The sequence below is a fragment of the Streptomyces sp. NPDC001781 genome (assembly GCF_053596035.1).
Genome location: NZ_JBSFFI010000027.1, coordinates 41,625 through 57,798 on the forward strand (window position 1 = coordinate 41,625; position 16,174 = coordinate 57,798).

General features: G+C 72.4%; 17 protein-coding genes. 9 read left to right on the forward strand and 8 right to left on the reverse strand.

Annotated features, from left to right (window positions below):
- Position 1: 1 nt before the first annotated feature.
- Complete coding sequence (locus tag ACWCV3_RS22800; RefSeq protein ID WP_451227124.1) at positions 2–502, forward strand: GNAT family N-acetyltransferase; 501 nt, start codon at positions 2–4, stop codon at positions 500–502.
- Here ACWCV3_RS22800 and ACWCV3_RS22805 read toward each other — a convergent pair.
- The gene (locus tag ACWCV3_RS22805) at positions 478–1,272 is read right to left on the reverse strand and encodes an SDR family NAD(P)-dependent oxidoreductase (RefSeq protein WP_451227127.1); all 795 of its coding nucleotides are present in this window, start codon (positions 1,270–1,272) and stop codon (positions 478–480) included. The genes ACWCV3_RS22800 and ACWCV3_RS22805 overlap by 25 nt on opposite strands.
- Positions 1,273–1,724: 452 nt before the next feature.
- Here ACWCV3_RS22805 and ACWCV3_RS22810 point away from each other — a divergent pair, with 452 nt between their 5' ends.
- The 3 genes from ACWCV3_RS22810 (at position 1,725) to ACWCV3_RS22820 (ending at position 3,535) form a co-directional block, all read left to right on the forward strand.
- A complete protein-coding gene (locus tag ACWCV3_RS22810; RefSeq protein WP_451227129.1) occupies positions 1,725–2,702 on the forward strand; it encodes a DUF5996 family protein in 978 nt (325 codons plus the stop codon).
- Between the two features lie 56 nt (positions 2,703–2,758).
- Positions 2,759–2,893 (forward strand): hypothetical protein, encoded by a 135-nt coding sequence (locus ACWCV3_RS22815; RefSeq protein ID WP_451227131.1) that lies wholly within the window; start codon positions 2,759–2,761, stop codon positions 2,891–2,893.
- A 78-nt stretch (positions 2,894–2,971) separates the two neighbouring features.
- A complete protein-coding gene (locus tag ACWCV3_RS22820; RefSeq protein ID WP_451227134.1) occupies positions 2,972–3,535 on the forward strand; it encodes a histidine phosphatase family protein in 564 nt (187 codons plus the stop codon).
- A gap of 40 nt (positions 3,536–3,575) precedes the next feature.
- Here the strand turns inward: ACWCV3_RS22820 and ACWCV3_RS22825 are convergent, their stop codons facing one another.
- Together ACWCV3_RS22825 and ACWCV3_RS22830 are read right to left on the reverse strand one after the other, a co-directional pair.
- Complete coding sequence (locus ACWCV3_RS22825) at positions 3,576–4,331, reverse strand: CbtA family protein (RefSeq protein WP_451227137.1); 756 nt, start codon at positions 4,329–4,331, stop codon at positions 3,576–3,578.
- 20 nt (positions 4,332–4,351) lie between these two features.
- Positions 4,352–4,573, reverse strand: coding sequence for a CbtB domain-containing protein (locus tag ACWCV3_RS22830; RefSeq protein WP_451227139.1), 222 nt, complete (start codon positions 4,571–4,573; stop codon positions 4,352–4,354).
- A 358-nt stretch (positions 4,574–4,931) separates the two neighbouring features.
- Here ACWCV3_RS22830 and ACWCV3_RS22835 point away from each other — a divergent pair, with 358 nt between their 5' ends.
- Both ACWCV3_RS22835 and gap read left to right on the forward strand, forming a co-directional pair.
- Entirely contained in the window at positions 4,932–5,888 is a 957-nt protein-coding gene (locus ACWCV3_RS22835) for a GlxA family transcriptional regulator (protein ID WP_451227142.1), read from the forward strand.
- A 94-nt stretch (positions 5,889–5,982) separates the two neighbouring features.
- Positions 5,983–6,978 (forward strand): type I glyceraldehyde-3-phosphate dehydrogenase, encoded by a 996-nt coding sequence (gene gap / locus ACWCV3_RS22840; protein WP_451227145.1) that lies wholly within the window; start codon positions 5,983–5,985, stop codon positions 6,976–6,978.
- Here gap and ACWCV3_RS22845 read toward each other — a convergent pair.
- Entirely contained in the window at positions 6,964–8,421 is a 1,458-nt protein-coding gene (locus tag ACWCV3_RS22845; protein ID WP_451227148.1) for a phytoene desaturase family protein, read from the reverse strand. The two genes, gap and ACWCV3_RS22845, sit on opposite strands and share 15 nt — an antisense overlap.
- A gap of 339 nt (positions 8,422–8,760) precedes the next feature.
- Here ACWCV3_RS22845 and ACWCV3_RS22850 point away from each other — a divergent pair, with 339 nt between their 5' ends.
- The gene (locus ACWCV3_RS22850) at positions 8,761–10,050 is read left to right on the forward strand and encodes a YhgE/Pip domain-containing protein (protein ID WP_451227150.1); all 1,290 of its coding nucleotides are present in this window, start codon (positions 8,761–8,763) and stop codon (positions 10,048–10,050) included.
- A 184-nt stretch (positions 10,051–10,234) separates the two neighbouring features.
- Here the strand turns inward: ACWCV3_RS22850 and ACWCV3_RS22855 are convergent, their stop codons facing one another.
- Entirely contained in the window at positions 10,235–10,312 is a 78-nt protein-coding gene (locus tag ACWCV3_RS22855) for a 50S ribosomal protein bL37 (protein ID WP_370454205.1), read from the reverse strand.
- A gap of 406 nt (positions 10,313–10,718) precedes the next feature.
- Between ACWCV3_RS22855 and ACWCV3_RS22860 the strand changes: the two genes are divergently transcribed.
- On the forward strand, positions 10,719–11,195 hold the full coding sequence (locus tag ACWCV3_RS22860; protein ID WP_451227153.1) for a GreA/GreB family elongation factor: 477 nt from the start codon (positions 10,719–10,721) through the stop codon (positions 11,193–11,195).
- Positions 11,196–11,271: 76 nt separating this feature from the next.
- Here ACWCV3_RS22860 and ACWCV3_RS22865 read toward each other — a convergent pair whose 3' ends face one another.
- Complete coding sequence (locus ACWCV3_RS22865; protein WP_451227155.1) at positions 11,272–11,562, reverse strand: hypothetical protein; 291 nt, start codon at positions 11,560–11,562, stop codon at positions 11,272–11,274.
- A 98-nt stretch (positions 11,563–11,660) separates the two neighbouring features.
- Positions 11,661–14,240, reverse strand: coding sequence for an ATP-dependent Clp protease ATP-binding subunit (locus ACWCV3_RS22870; RefSeq protein ID WP_451227158.1), 2,580 nt, complete (start codon positions 14,238–14,240; stop codon positions 11,661–11,663).
- 192 nt (positions 14,241–14,432) lie between these two features.
- Here ACWCV3_RS22870 and ACWCV3_RS22875 point away from each other — a divergent pair, with 192 nt between their 5' ends.
- On the forward strand, positions 14,433–14,663 hold the full coding sequence (locus ACWCV3_RS22875) for a hypothetical protein (protein WP_451227161.1): 231 nt from the start codon (positions 14,433–14,435) through the stop codon (positions 14,661–14,663).
- A 155-nt stretch (positions 14,664–14,818) separates the two neighbouring features.
- On the opposite strand, the gene fdhD is transcribed toward ACWCV3_RS22875, so the two are convergent.
- The gene (gene fdhD, locus ACWCV3_RS22880) at positions 14,819–15,655 is read right to left on the reverse strand and encodes a formate dehydrogenase accessory sulfurtransferase FdhD (protein ID WP_451227164.1); all 837 of its coding nucleotides are present in this window, start codon (positions 15,653–15,655) and stop codon (positions 14,819–14,821) included.
- Positions 15,656–16,174: the final 519 nt, after the last annotated feature.

Genomic DNA, 16,174 nt, shown 5'->3' on the forward strand with positions numbered 1-16,174 from the left:
CGTGATAGATGCGGACGGTCTGCTGCTGGCGGCGCTGGACGACGAGGCGGCCGCGCTCGCGTGGATCGCCGGGCAGGCGCGGGGGTGGGAGACGGGTGACCGTCTGGGACTCGCCGTCGTGGCGGCCGTCTCCCCCGGCTCCCCCGGCACGTACGGCTCTCTCGAGACCTCCGGCTCCCCTCAAGGAGAAGGGGAGTTGCTGGGTCACATCGTGCTCGGGGACGTGGTCGCGGGAGGCGGCCGGGCCGGGGTCGGTTGTTGGAAGGCCGCGCGGGCGCGGGGCCGGGGCGTGGCCCCGCGCGCGCTGACGGCGTTGACCGGGTGGGCCTTCGGCCGGGGGCTGGACCGGCCGGAGTCGCTGCACCCGACGGACGACAGGGCGTCCTGCCGGGTGGCACTCAGGTGCGGCTACGAGCGGGCCGGGGTGGTGCCCGCCTTGCCCGTCGACGGGTGCCTGCATGCACGGCTTCGGGACGGTCAGGGGAGGATGGCGTCCACGTAGCCGCCGTCCACGCGGAGGGCACCGCCGGTGGTGGCCGAGGCCTGGGGGGAGCTGAGGTAGACGACCATGTTGGCGATCTCCTCGGGCTCGATCAGGCGCTGGATCAGGGACTGCGGGCGGTACTCGCGCATGAAGACCCGCTGTGCCTCGTCCCAGGGCAGCTTCTCGTCGACCAGTTCGTAGACGAAGTCCTCGACGCCCGCGGTGTGGGTGGGGCCCGCGATGACGGAGTTGACGGTGACACCGGTGCCCGCGGCCTTCTTGGCGAAGCCCCGGCCCACCGCGAGCAGGGCGGTCTTCGACATGCCGTACTGGATCATCTCGGCCGGGATGACGACGGCCGAGTCGCTGGCGATGTACAGCACGCGTCCCCAGCCCCGGTCGGTCATGCCGGGCAGGTAGAGCCGGGTCAGCCGGACGGCGGCGAGGACGTTGATGTCGAAGTAGCGCCGCCACTCGTCGTCGGTGAGTTCCAGCGGGTCCGCGGTGCCGAATACGCCGAGGTTGTTGACGAGGATGTCCACCTGGGGCAGGTCGCGCAGCAACTGCTGGGCGCCCTGCTCCGTGGAGACGTCGGCGGCGGCCGCGACGAACTCGGCGTCGGGGGCCTGAGCGGCCAACTCGGTGATGCTCGCGGAGACACGCTCCTTGTCGCGGCCGTTGACGGCGACGCGGGCGCCGGCGCGGGCGAGACCCAGCGCGATGGCCGCGCCGATGCCCTGCGTGGAGCCGGTGACCAGGGCGGTGCGTCCGCTCAGATCGAGGTGCATGCTACGGGGGTTCCTTCCGGTGCGGGTGCGGCGGCTGCGCCCAGTGTGCGGCGGCGGGGCTTGTAGGACGCACAAGCGCCCTCCACCCGCGTGTTCCCCCTCCCCCGCAGCCGCTTCCCCCGCATCCGGCCCCAGAGCTCCGGTGTCGGGTCGTCAGTCCGGCCGGGACTTCTGGACGGCGGCGCCGTCGACCCCGGTGTCGTCGGCGGCGGCCGTGATGCGGGCTCCGAGGGCCGCGCCTTCCGCGAAACCGGCGTACCGAGGCGGGGTGTCCCGTCACCGTGTCACGCGGGGTGCGATCCGGTGCGGGCGGGAAGGAGGCGAGCCCCTGAGGCCCGTGGGAGAATCGGGGGGTGTGCGGTCGTACGGCCGTCATGCCGGGAATCGGGTGGTACTTCACCGGCGTCGTGCGGCCGTCGGGAACACGAGGATCGATCCGCCGGGAGGCTCCCGTGAGCGAACGTCCCGAGGCGTGGCCGGTGCTGGACCACGCGGAACTGGGCCCCATGATCGAGTATGTGAACCGGGTGGTTCAGGTCGCGGGCAAGTACTCGCTGGACGACCCCTTCGAGGTCGGCTGGGGCAACATCGTGCTGGAGGTCTCCCCGCGCGGGCTGCGCACACCGGCGTTCCGGCGCAACGGGGTGACCTTCGCGGTGCACTACCGTCTGCTCGACGGAGACGTGGTGATCGAGACCGACGGCGGCGCGCGGACGCTGTCGCTGGGGCGGACGTCGGTCGCCGACTTCTACGCGTCCTTCTGCCAGGCCGCGTCGAAGCTCGGCATCCCGCACCCGCGCAGCGCCCAGTTCTGCGAGATCCCCGCCGCCCCGCCGAACTTCGAGGACGACCGGGTGGAGCGGGTGTGGGACGCGCACGCGGCGCGGCTGATCTGGGAGGCGTTCGACCTCGCGGCGGGTGGCCTGGAGGCGTGGCAGGCCCCCTTCCTCGGGCACCGGCCGCGCGTCGGCGTGATGTGGGGCGGGTTCGACCTGTCGGCGACCCGGTGGCGCCCGAAGCGGACGGACCCCGGCCCCAAGGGGCCGCCGTTCATGCGCAACGCCCAGTTGCACGAGTACGTGTCGGTGGGGTTCTCCTTCGACAACACCCACGGCGACGGCAGCAGCCCGCTGGACATCGGGATGTACGCCTACATCTGGCCGCAGCCGGACGGTCTCACCGGCCGGTCCTGGGGTGTCGAGGGCGCCGACTGGCACCCGGACCTCGGACTCGCGCTGCTGCCGTGGCAGAACCTGCGCCGGCTGCCGGACCCGCACGGGGCGATCGTCCGGTTCGGCGACGCCGTGTACGAGGCGGCCGTGCGATCGGCGGGATGGCCGACGGACCTGCTCGGGCCGCGGGTGGACGGCTGGTACATGAGCGAGCACCAGCCGTCCGGGCACCGTGAGCACACGGTGCGTCAGGGCTGAGCTGACCGGGCCCGCCGACACGGACTCCCCCCGAGGCCACGCTCGCACGTGCGGGCGTGTACCGGGGCGCCGACCTGGTCACCCGGACGACGGTGCCGAGCGGGGTGCCGCCCGCTCTCGGCCACCTGGTGGACATCGAACCGGTCCCGGTGCGCGGCCCCACCCGTGAGAGCGCCTACCGTGCGGGGTGAACTGCGTCGGTACGTGCGCTTGTCCGTCCCGGCCCGCCGCGGGCCGGGACGGACAAGCGCGATCAGGAGGTTTTCGGGGTGACCGGTCGGCTGCTGCTCGTCTCGCCCGCCATGGGGCCCGCGCTGCGGGAGGCCCGGTTCTACGACGGTTCCTCGTCCATCGACGAGGCGGGAGCCGCTCGGGCGGCGGCCGGGGACCTCCCGGAGGCGGCACGGGTGGTGCTGTCACCCGGTGCGCGGTGCCGGGACACGGCCGATGCGCTGGGGCTGCGGGGCGCCGTGGCGGCGGAACTCGCGCCGCTGGACGCCGGGCGGTGGCGGGGGCGCACGCTGGCCGAGGTCGCCGCGACGGAGGGAGAGGCGGTGGCCCGCTGGCTGGCCGACCCGGACTGCGCGGCACCGGACGGGGAGTCGGTGCGGGACGTGTGCGCGCGGGTGGGACGCTGGCTGGAGTCGGTGCCCGACGGTCGTACGGTCGCCGTGGTGGAGCCCGAGGTGGTCCGGGCGGCCGTGGTGCACGCGCTGGGTCTGCCCCCCGGGGCCTTCTGGCGCCTGGACGCGGCTCCCCTCACCGCGACGGAGCTGTCGGGCCGGGCCGGCCGCTGGAACCTGCGGCTGGGGCGTGCGCTCGGAGGTGAGTGAGAGGGGCCCGCTGATCTCCGGGGCCCCTCTCGTCGTCGGCTCAGTGGGAGGCGGCGACCTTGGGGGCCGTGGTGCGTGCCGTCGCGGTGCGGGGATTCAGCAGGCGTTCGGCCAACTCGCCGAAGAGCAGCCCGAATCCGGCCCACAGCACCGTCTGGATGGCCAGCGCGGAGAGACGGAAGCGCCACAGGAGGGTGGCCGGGAAGTCTTCCGGTACCTCGTCGACGACCGGCAGGAAGGCGTAGGCCAGTCCGGCCAGCAGGGCGAAGGCGGCCACGGCGACCAGGGTCGCGTACCAGTTGCCCAGGCGCGGGGCGAGCCTCTTGCCGAGCAGGCCGGCACCGACGGCGAGGAGCACGCTGAGCAGCATCATCAGGAAGTACAGCGTGGTGCGCTTGCCGATGGTGTCCGGGTCGCCGACCGAGGGCGGGTTGGCCGGGTACTTCAGGAACGGCACCACGTACACGGCGAGCAGCGCGGTGCCGGACAGCAGCAGCGCGGTCGCGCGCGGGCCGAAGCGCCCGACGCGGCCGAGCGCGAAGCAGTAGGCGAGCGCGGCGATGCCGCCGAAGGCGACCCCGTAGACGAGCACGCCGGTGGCCAGTCCTGCGGTGGACTGGAGCGAGCGGGAGACGACTTCGACCTCGTGCTCGTGGGAGTGGTGGCCCTCGAAGCTGATGGCGCTGTCCACATGGGGCTCGCCGAGGAGGTACGCGGCGATCAGGGCGAGCACTCCGGCGCCGAGGCCGGCGAGCATGCCCCGCACGAGCAGGTTTCTCACGGTTGCGGAGTTCATGGTGTGCGGCGTCCCTCGCGTCAGTGGCAGGGGAAGCCGAGCAGGTGGCGGGCGTCGTGCACCCATTCGTGGACGTCCGTGCCGTTGAACACGGAGGTGGCGCCCTGCTCGGCGCCGACGAAGTACAGCAGGACCAGCATGAGCACGCCGAAGAAGACCGCCCAGGGCGCTGTCTCCCTCAGTGGCAGCTTGGCGGGAACGGTGGGGTTTCCGGCTGTCGGCTGAGCGACGGACTGCGCCATGGCAGAACCTCCTCTGGGAGTTCGCGTCCCATCTCGGTGGTGCACAGGACGACGGCCACGGGTCTGACTCGCGCGGCCACTTGAGGGACCGCGCACACAGTGGCGCGACCGTGCCGGTTTCCCACCGGCTTCCGTTCCGCCGTCGTCGATACGGCCCCGACGGTACCGTGTGCGACCTGCCTGGCCAAGAGCGCGCTCCCACGGGTGATCTTCCTCTCCCGAGGGCGCGCCCCCGGGAGAGGAAGGGCCGCAAGTCGTCGGTCCCGTCGCGGGAAACAGCCGCGTGTCGAGGCGTGGTCCGGCGTCCTGAAGGGGATTCGGGCCGACCTCGTGGGCCGGTGTGCGTACGCTGCTGCCCGTGCCGACCTCCCGTTTCCGCCGTGTCGCCGTTCTCGTCCTGGAGGGCGCCAAGCCGCTCGACGTGGGTATCCCGGCGCAGGTCTTCACGACCCGCGCGAGCATGCCGTACGAGGTCCGGGTGTGCGGGGCGGCGCCGGGTCTGGTGACGGGCGGCGACGGTCTGTCGTACCACGTGGCGCACGGCCTGGAGGCGCTGGAGTGGGCGGACTTGGTGTTCGTGCCGGGCTACCGGTTCCCGGACCGGGAGGATCCCCCGGAGCCGGTGGTGGCGGCGCTGGTCGCGGCACACGGACGGGGTGCGCGACTGGCGGCGATCTCCACGGGGGCGTTCGCGCTGGCGGCCACCGGACTGCTGGACGGCAGACGGGCCACCACGCACTGGCACTACGCGCGCGCCCTGGCGGCGCGGTATCCGCTGGTCCTGGTGGACGAGAACGTGCTGTTCGTGGACGAGGGCAGTGTGCTGACGTCGGCCGGGGCCGCCTCCGGCATCGACCTGTGCCTGCACATGCTGCGCGGCGAACTGGGGGTGGCCGCGTCCAACCACGCGGCCCGGCGGCTGGTCGCGGCGCCCTATCGCAGCGGCGGCCAGGCGCAGTACGTGCCGCGCAGTGTGCCGGAGCCGCTGGGCGAGCGGTTCGCCGCGACGCGGGAGTGGGCGCTGCACCGGCTCGGTGAGCCGCTGAGCCTGCAGGCGCTGGCCCGGCACGCGGCGGTGTCGCCGCGTACGTTCTCCCGGCGGTTCGCGGAGGACACCGGGTACACGCCGATGCAGTGGGTGACACGGGCGCGGGTGGACCTGGCGCGGGAACTGCTGGAGCGTTCGGAGCGGAGCGTGGAGAGAATCGCCGACGAGGTCGGGCTCGGCACCGGCAACAATCTCCGGCTGCACTTCCAGCGGGTGCTGGGGACCACGCCCGGCGACTACCGGCGGACGTTCGCGCGGGGCGAGTGACTCTGGCGCGATCCTTGTGAACCATGGCGCTCCTGCCACTGCCGCACAGGGTCTTCGTCCGCGAACCTGATGGCGGACGGAAGGGACACCATTCATGACGCGCATCGCCATCAACGGATTCGGCCGCATCGGACGCAACGTGCTGCGGGCTCTGCTCGAGCGGGGCAGTGACCTCGAGGTCGTCGCGGTCAACGACCTCACCGAACCCGCGGGGCTGGCCCGGCTGCTGGCCTTCGACTCGACGGCCGGACGCCTGGGCCGCCCTGTGGAGGTGGACGGCGACACCCTCGTGGTCGACGGCCGCCGCATCAAGGTCCTCGCCGAGCGCGAGCCGGCGCAGCTGCCCTGGGCGGAGCTGGACGTCGACATCGTGCTGGAGGCGACCGGCCGCTTCACCTCGGCGAAGGCCGCCCGCGCCCACCTGGACGCGGGCGCTAAGCGGGTGCTGGTGAGCGCCCCCTCGGACGGCGCCGACGTGACGCTGGCGTACGGGGTGAACAGCGACACCTACGACCCGGCCCTGCACACCATCGTGTCGAACGCCTCCTGCACGACCAACGCGCTGGCCCCGCTGGCCGCCGTGCTGGACGAACTGGCGGGCATCGAGCACGGGTTCATGACCACCGTGCACGCCTACACCCAGGAGCAGAACCTCCAGGACGGCCCGCACCGCGACCCCCGCCGGGCGCGCGCGGCCGGCGTCAACATCGTGCCGACGACCACGGGCGCGGCCAAGGCGATCGGCCTGGTGCTGCCGGGCCTCGACGGCAAGCTGTCCGGCGACTCGATCCGGGTACCGGTACCGGTCGGCTCGATCGTCGAGCTGAACACGACGGTCGCCCGCGACGTCACCCGCGAGGAGGTGCTCGCCGCCTACCGCACGGCCGCCGAGGGCCCGCTCGCCGGTGTCCTCGAGTACTCCGAGGACCCCCTGGTCTCCTCCGACATCGTCGGCAGTCCGGCCTCCTCGGTCTTCGACTCCGCCCTCACCCGCGTCGACGGCCGCCACGTCAAGGTGGTCGCCTGGTACGACAACGAGTGGGGCTTCTCCAACCGTGTCATCGACACGCTGGAGCTACTCGCGCGCTGAGGGCGGGACAGCCCTCAGGTACCGCAGCGCCGAAGCGGCCGCCCCCGCCCCGCACATCCCGTGGGCACCCGGTCCGGGCGGGGTGGCCGCCGAGCACAGGAAGACGCCCGGCAGGCCGGTGGTGTAGGGGTCGAGGGCGGGGCGGGGACCGAGGACGAGCCGGGGGGCGGTCTTCGCGCCGGTGAGGATGTCGCCGCCCGTGAAGTTGGCGTTGCCGGCGGCGAATCCGGCAGGGGTGGTGGCGCTCAGGCCGACGATCCGGTCGCGGGCGCCGGGGGCGAACTGTTCGATCCGGCGCAGGATCGCCTCCGTGGCGTCCCCGGTGTAGCCGTACGGGACGTGCGCGTAGGCCCAGACCGGGTGCACGTTCCCGGCCGAGCGGCCGGGGTCCGCGAGATACTGCTGGCCGACCAGGACGAACGGCCGGTCTGGCATGCGTCCGGCCGTGACGTCCCGTTCGGCCCGCGCGACCTCGTCGAGCGTGCCGCCCAGGTGGACGGTCCCGGCGCGCCGGGCCTTCTCGTTCGTCCAGGGGATGCCGTCCTCGACCGCGAGGTCGATCTTGAAGGCGCCGGGGCCCCGGCGGAACCGCCGGTAGGCGGACCGGGTCCGGGCGGGCAGCCGGTCGCCGTAGACGGTCGCGGCCTGGCCGGGGTCGAGATCCAGGAGGGTCACGTCGGCGGCCGGGATCTGACGGTGGTCGGTGACGCGGACGTTCGTCTCGACCCGCCCCCCGTACTCGCGCAGCGCCCTCTCCAGCGCGCGGGCGATGGACTGCGAGCCCCCCTCGGCCACGGCCCATCCGGCGGCGTGCCCGGAGACCAGGATGCCCAGGCCGATGGCCGAGGTGAACGGGCGGCCCAGCGGTTGGAAGGCGTGGGCGGCGATCCCGGCCCAGAGCGCGCGCGTCCGCGGGGCGCGGAAGAGGCGGGCGAGAGCGGTGGCGGGCAGGATGGTCGGCAGACCGAAACGGGCGAGCAGCAGCGGGTGGGAGGGGACACGCAGCAGCGGGCCCATCACGTCACCGGCGAGCGCGTCCCAGTGCCGTACCGAGGGTTCGATCAGCGCCCGGTAGCGGTCGCCGTCGGGGCCGAGGAGGCGGGCGGTCTCCTCGACGGAGCGCATCAGTACGCCCGCCGTGCCGTCGTCGAGCGGGTGGACGCAGTCGACCTCGGGCAGGAGCCAGCGCAGTCCGTGCCGTTCCAGCTCCAGTTCACGCAGGGCCGGTGAGTTCACGGCCATGGGGTGGATGGCGGAGCAGTGGTCGTGCAGCAGGCCGGGCAGCAGACCCGCGTGGCTGCGGGTGCCGCCCCCGACCTCGTCGGCGGCCTCCAGCAGCGTGATGTCGAGCCCCGCCTTCGCGAGCAGCGCGGCCGCGGCAAGGCCGTTGGGGCCTCCGCCGACGACCACGCCCGTGGCTCGCGACCGCGTCATGGATGTCATGGGGCCGAGTCTGCCTCACCCGCACGTGTCCCGGCTCCTCTCCGGAACGGGGCCGGATGCGATCACGGGACGCGCCGCCCGGCCCGTCGCGCCGGGACCAGGCCGGGCCGCCGGGGTGAGGTGCACCCCGGCGTGGGCGGGTCGGCCGGAAGGGGCCCGGCAAGGTCCGTCCGTGCCGGTCGTCGTGAACGGCCGGCCGGTGTGGTGGCGGGACGTTTCGGTGTCCGCGATCTATCGTCGGCCTGCGTCCGCAGGCGGTGCGGTCCGGCGGCCGAACGCGCTGGTACGGGCGCCGCAGCCCGTTCGGCGGTTGCCGCCGACTGCACCTCTTGGAGTGGTATGGCTTCCGGGATGTCCCCGCACGCGTCCGGACCGGGGGTGAGCGCGGCGCAGCTGCTGGGGCGGTGGAAGCTGTGGCTGATGCCGGCCGTGCTCAGTTCGCTGGTCGCGCTGGTGCTGTCGCTGCTCTACATGGGCGGCATCCTCACCCCGGAGAGCAGCCTGCACCGGATGCCGGTGGCGCTGGTGAACCAGGACACGGGTGAGCCGCTGCCGGGGCAGCGGGCCAACGTCGGCACGCAGGCCGCCCGCGCCGTCCTCTCCTCGGGCTCAGCCGACGACCGGGTCCGCTGGCGCCCGACGACATGGGCGAAGGCACGGGACGAGCTGGCGTCGGGCCGGGTGTACGGCGCCCTGGTGATCCCGGCGGACTTCACGGCGACCGTGGGCGCGCTGGCCACCCCGGACGCGAAGTCCCGTCCGGTACTGTCCGTGCTGACCAACCCCGGCGCCGGCAGCCTGGCCTCCTCTTTGGCGGGCCGGATCACGCAGAACGCGGCGCACGAGGTGTCGGTCGCGGTCGGCAGGCAGCTGTCGGCGTCCCCCGCGGTGAAGCGGGCGGGAGCGGCTACCCGCGTGCTGATCGCCGATCCGGTGGAGGTGCGGACCCGGGTGGGCCATCCCATCGGCGCGCACAGCGGGCTGGGGCTGAGTGCCTTCTACTACGCGCTGCTGCTGGTGCTGGCCGGGTTCATCGGCGGCAACATCATCCACAACGGCGTCGACAGCGGGCTCGGTTACGCCGACACCGAGATCGGCCCGTGGCACTCGCGGCGCCCGACGGTGCACATCGACTGGACCCAGACGCTGGTGCTGAAGATCGTGATGACGGCCGGCCTCTCGTTGCTCACCACCTCGCTGATCATGCTGGCGACGATCGTCGTGCTCGGCATGGACGCCCCGCACCCGGGGCTGCTGTGGGTGTTCTCGTACTGCGCGGTGCTGACGGTGGGGCTCGGGGTGCAGGCGATCAACGCGGCCTTCGGCAGCCTGGGCCAGCTCGTGTCGATGTTCGTCTTCATCGCGTTCGCGCTGCCGTCCTCCGGCGCCACCGTGCCGCTGGAGGCGGTACCGGGCTTCTACCGGTTCCTGGGCGCCTTCGAGCCGATGCGCCAGCTTGCGGCCGGGGTGCGGGCCATCCTCTACTTCGACGCCCGTGCCGACGCCGGGCTGGGACGCGCCTGGACGATGATCGCGATCGGCTTCGTGGTGGCCCTGGCGTTCGGCTTCGCGGCGACCCGCTACTACGACCGCCGGGGCCTGCACCGGATGGTGCCGCAGCCCGGCTGACCACCCGCCGCTCCGGAGGTCTGCTGCGGGTCCGCAAGCGGGACTGGTGGCGTCGCGGGGACCTCGGAGCCCTCCGGGCCCGGGCTCCGGGCCGGCCGGGGCCGCAGCCGGATGCGGGAAGCCGGAGAACGGGCCGGGCCCGGTCGCCCCCTGGTGGGGTGACCGGGCCCGGTACGGCCGTCGTTCAGGACTGGGGCCGCTTGCCGTGGTTGGCGCCGTTCTTGCGGCGGGCCTTCTTCTTCCGGCGTCGCTTCGAGGACATGCGGGCCTCCTTCTGGCGTGGTCGGACACGTTCGGTGCGGGGACGGATGATCTCCTGCCCCGCGGTCCGGACACCATACATGCGGATATCCCCCCGAGCACGGCCGCCGGGGCGCACGCCCCGGCTCGCGCGCCAGGTCCGGGGCGCGGACGAAAAGTCCGGGAACGGGGCGCGCCCGCCGCCGGGGTGAGGAGCACCCGCCGATGGCCGGAACCTGGTAGGCCGACGCTCCGGTCGTCTTCGGGGTGACCCGTGATCCCGCGCGGAGCACGACGTTCCCCGCCCTGTACACGCTGGAGGGCCGGGTGCTGCCGCGCCCCTGGGTGCCCGAGGTTCTCCCGGTGCCGGGATCACACCAGTAAGGTGCCTTGTGTCCAGCACTTCCTTCTGTAGCACTGGAGCAGGGATGACCGGTGGTCCGGAGCCGATCAGCGCCGACGCACGCGAGGCGCTGACACGGGAACTGTCCGATCTGCGTGAGGAGCGGAGGACGGTCGCCGCGACGCTGAAGGACTCCGACGAGGTCGGCGACCGCGCCGACCAGGCGGACGAGATCCAGCGGGCCGATCAGCTCAACCGGCTGGACGAGCGCATCGACCGGATCGAGGAGCGGCTGCGCCAGGCCGGCATCGCGGGACCGGCACCCACCGACAAGGTCGGCATGGGCACGACGGTCACCGTCCGGTTCTCGGACGGCACCACGGACACCCTGCACATCGGCGAGATCGCCGACCCCCGTGACCCGAGGCTGGTCACCTCCGACAGCCCGCTGGGCCGCGCGCTCCTCGGCCGCGCTCCCGGCGACACCGTCGGCTACGACACGCCGGAGGGCGAGGCCACTGCGGTCGTCGTCTCCCTGGGCACCCCCGGCGGTCAGGGCTGAGTCAGGGCTGAGAGCGGACGTCGCGCCAGCGGGCCGGACGTGGGTGCCCGGTCCGCCCGGCGTCGTCTTCCGCGTGTCAGCTGTCGTAGTGGGACGGCGGGAAGGGGTACTCCTGCTCGCGCTGCCGGCGCGTCAGGTCACCCGCCTCCACCTCGCCCCTTTCGACCTGGCGGTGGACCTCGGCGCTCTCCTGCTCGTGGATCCGCTCCGGGCTCTCCTGCCTGCGGACCGGCAGGCCGACGTCACGCCGGTCCTGCTGGGTGCGTTCCTGCAGTTCGGTGTCGTCGGGGCGGCGGGGCAGCCCGCGCCCGTGTCCGCGACGGGGGTCGCCCTCGACGTTCTTGTTGGACTTGTGGTGGTGGGCCATGGGGGTTCTCCTTGCCGCCGTGAGTCCTGCCTGGCCCAGGCCCTCCCGTCCGGATCATGCCGGGCTCGCGGGGTCCGGCCTGATCCGGACGAAAGACCCTAGGCGTCCTTCGAGTCGGCCTTCCTCCTGCCGCCGGACGCGGTCTTCTCGGCCGCCGCCCTCTCCCCCGCGACCCCGTCGTCCTTCTCGGACTCCTTCTCGTCCGCCTTGCGCACGGTGACGTGCAGCGAGTCGTTCCGCACATCCGCGACGATCGTGTCCCCCGGATCGGCCTGGCCGCTGAGGAGCAGCTCTGCGATGCGGTTGTCCAGCTCGGTCTGGATCGTGCGGCGCAGCGGACGCGCGCCGAACTCCGGCTGGTGACCGTGGGCGATCAGCAGCTTCTTCGCCGCCTCGGTGACCTCCAGGTGCATTCCCTGCGCCGTCACCCGGCGCCGGCTCTGGTCCAGCAGGTGGTCCACGATCTCGGAGAGGTCGTCCTCGGTGAGACCGTGGAAGATGATGATGTCGTCGATCCGGTTGAGGAACTCCGGCAGGAACCGGCCCCGCAGCTCCTCCAGCAGGTCGTCCTTGATCTCGGACACGTCGCCCTGGTGCGCCAGGATCAGATGGGCGCCGATGTTCGACGTCATGATGATGACGGTGTGCCGGAAGTCGACGGTGCGGCCCTGGCCGTCGGTCAGCCGGCCGTCGTCCAGGATCTGGAGCAGAGTGCTGAACACATCCGGGTGCGCCTTCTCGATCTCGTCGAACAGCACCACGCTGTACGGCTGGCGGCGGACCTTCTCGGTGAGCTGTCCGGCCTCCTCGTAGCCGACGTACCCGGGGGGCGCGCCGACGAGGCGGGAGACGGTGTGCTTCTCCTGGAACTCGCTCATGTCGAAGCGGATCATGCGGTCCTCGTCGCCGAACAGCAGCTCCGCGAGGGCCTTGGCGAGTTCGGTCTTGCCCACACCGGTGGGGCCGAGGAAGAGGAACGAGCCCACCGGGCGGTCCGGGTCGCCCATGCCCGCGCGGCTGCGGCGCACCGCCTGGGAGACGGCGGTGACGGCCTCGTTCTGCCCGACGATGCGGGCGTGCATCTCCTCCTCCAGCTTGAGCAGCCGCTCCTTCTCGCTGGCGGTGAGCTGCGAGACGGGGATGCCGGTACGGCGGGAGACGATGTCGGCGATGTCGTTCGGGGTGACCGTGACGACGCCCTCGCGGCGCTCCTCGATCCCGGCGAGTTCGCCCTCGACCTCGGCGATCCTGCCCTTGAGCTCGTTCGCCCTCTCGTAGTCCTGGCCGGACACGGCCTCGTCCAGTTCACGCCGCAGCTTGGCGATCTTGTCCTCGCGGGCGACGACCTCGGTGGAACGGGCCGCGCTGCGCAGCCGGACCCGCGCTCCGGCCTGGTCCATCAGGTCGATGGCCTTGTCCGGGAGGAAGCGGTCGGTGATGTAGCGGTCGGACAGCGCGGCGCAGGCTTCGAGCGCGGGGTCCTCGTAGCGGATCCGGTGGTGGGCCTCGTAGGCGTCACGCAGCCCTTCGAGGATGAGCACGGTCTCCGCGACGCTGGGCTCCGGCACCATGACGGGCTGGAAGCGTCGTTCGAGGGCGGCGTCCTTCTCGACGTACTTGCGGTACTCGTCGATCGTGGTCGCGCCGACGACGTGCAGCTCGCCGCGGGCGAGAGCGGGCTTGAGGATGTTGCCCGCGTCCATCGAGCCCTCGCCGGTGGCGCCGGCGCCGACGACGGTGTGCAGCTCGTCGATGAAGAGGATGACGTCGCCCTCGGACGCCTGGACGTCCTCGATGACCTTCTTCAGCCGCTCCTCGAACTGGCCGCGGTACTGGGCGCCGGCCACCAGGCCGGACATGTCGAGGGCGACGACACGCTTGTCCTTCAGGGTGTCGGGGACGTCACCGGTCACGATGCGCTGGGCGAGTCCCTCGACGATGGCGGTCTTGCCGACGCCGGGTTCGCCGATGAGGACCGGGTTGTTCTTGGAGCGGCGGGAGAGGATCTCCACCGTCTGCTCGATCTCGTCGGCCCGTCCGACCACCGGGTCGAGCTTGCCCTGCTCGGCCTCCTCGGTGAGGTCGCGGCCGAACTCGTCCAGGGTGCTGGTGGGGCCGCCCTCCGGACGGCCCCGGTCCTGGCGGGCGGCCTGCTCGGTGCGCGAGGCCAGCTTCCGCCCGTCGACGCCCTCGGCGGACAGCAGACGCCCGGCCCCGGAGTCGGCGTCGTCCAGCAGTGCGGCGAGGATGTGCTCCGGGCCGATGTAGGAGTTTCCGGCCGCCTGGGACTGGGCGAAGGCGTCGGCGAGGGTGCGCTTGGCGGCCGGGGTGAGGCCCGGCTCGGCGGACGGTGTGCCGGACTCGCCGGGCAGCACCTCACTGATCGTCCGGGCGAGCTTGTCGGGGTCGACGCCGGCCTGCGCGAGGATGCGGCGGCTGGGCTCGACCTTGGTCGCGGCCCACAGCAGGTGCTGGGTGTCCAGGTCGGAGGTACCGTCCTCCTCGGCCTTCTGCGCGGCCAGGTTGAGTAGTTCCCACGAGGATTCGGTGAGCAGCCGGCCAATGGGAACTCGCTGCACAGCAGGGGGCGATGACGCCGGCGACATGCCGAAGAATCGGTTCAGCAGATCACTGAAAGGGTCGGAGGAACCGAACGGTGAGCCGAACGACATCGACATGGCAGCTCCTGGTACGCGACGGATCAGGTCTTCACTGAATCGCGATGCACAGGGCCTCGCAACCCGGGGGGAAACGAGCTCTCCCAAGGGTTTTCCGGGCTTTCCCCACCCGTTTTCCGGTGTCTCGCTGCCGCTGCCGAGCCTGTTGTGCACACTCCTTCACATGCGCGCGAGGAAATGAGGAGTCCGGACATGAGTGGACGTGCGGGCAGTGCGCGGTCGGCCTGGTGGGCCGGACGCGATCCCGTGGTGGACGGACACGGGCGGCGCGCATCCGGTCCGCGCCGGATCACCGGCGTTCCCCGCGAGAACGTGGAGGTGGATTTCGAGGGCGTACAGGCCGATCTCCTCAAGGGTGTCCTGACCGTCCGGCTGCCGAGATCCCGGAAGGCCGGCCGGCGTCCGATCGAGATCCGTTCCTGAAAACGCCGCACACGGCAAGAGCCTTGAGCGCCGACGGACCGGATGCAGCATACGGACGTGGCGGGCGCCCTGGAGCGGCTGCCGGGCGGCCCCGCGCTTCAACCGGCGTGGCACGGGCCGTGGCCGCGCCCGTTCCGGACATGGCCACCGGGGGGTCAGACGACGGGCTGGGCTTCCAGGCGTTCGGCGCCGGTGTAGACGTTCATCGAGTCGCCGCGCAGGAAGCCGACCAGGGTGAGGCCGCTCTCGGCCGCGAGATCGGCGGCGAGCGAGGACGGGGCGGAGACGGCGGCGAGCATCGGGATGCCGGCCATGACGGCCTTCTGCACCAGTTCGAACGAGGCCCGCCCGCTGACCATCAGGACGCAGCCCCGCAGCGGGAGCATCCCGGAGCGCAGGGCGTGCCCGACGACCTTGTCGACGGCGTTGTGGCGTCCCACGTCCTCGCGCAGGCAGAGCAGTTCGCCGTCGGAGGAGAAGAGCCCGGCGGCGTGCAGGCCGCCGGTGCTGTCGAACACCTTCTGGGCGGCGCGCAGTTTCTCCGGCAGGGTCGCCAGCGTCTTCGGGCTCACGCGCAGTTCGTCCTCGGCGACGGACCAGGCGGCGACCGTGCGTACCGCGTCCAGGCTGGCCTTGCCGCACAGACCGCAGGAGGACGTGGTGTAGAAGTTGCGCTCCAGGGAGGCGTCGGGGGCCTCGACGCCGGGTCCGAGGACGACATCGACCACGTTGTAGGTGTTGCTGCCGTCGTCGGTGGCGCCCAGGCAGTACCGGATGCCGGCGACATCGGTCCCGGCGTGCGCGACGCCCTCGCTGACCAGGAAGCCGGCCGCGAGGTCGAAGTCGTCGCCGGGGGTGCGCATGGTCACCGTGAGAGGCCGGCCGCCGACGCGGATCTCCATCGGCTCCTCGGCGGCCAGGGTGTCCGGGCGGTGCGAGGACGCGCCGTCGCGGATGCGGAGCACTCGACGCCGCACGGTCACTCGTCCCATGGTGTTGTTCCTCTTCTCGGGCTCCGGGCCGGGGTCGTCCTCGCCTCGGGAGCCAGTGTGTGCCGCTCGGGCGCGGGCGGCTTGTCGGGCCGTGGCGCGTGCCGCGGGGTCGGGTCCTGCGATGACGGCTTGCGGCGGTGGCGTGGGAGGATCCACTCTATGGGCAGTCCCGCGCTCCTCTGCGGGCGCGCGACGACGGCTGTGGCGCCTCGCGGCGTTGTCGGGTCGCCCGCACACGCCCGGTATGCGGGCGACCCTCCGCCTTGCGATGCACCGCATCCGACGCCGCTCCCTGATCCGCCGGACAGGCCCTTGGCGGGTCGGCTGGAGGTGATCAGCCGACTGCCGGACCGGTTCTGTGCCCGTCCTGCAGCAAATTACCCGTTGACTGGATCGATCGGAGACCAGCCCGGCGATCGCCAGGTGTGTGTCGGCGTAGTCCTGCGTAGCCCGGTGTGATGCGCACGGCCCGAGATCAGCGTCACAACTCATCCAACTGGTAGGGCCGTTCTCGCATCA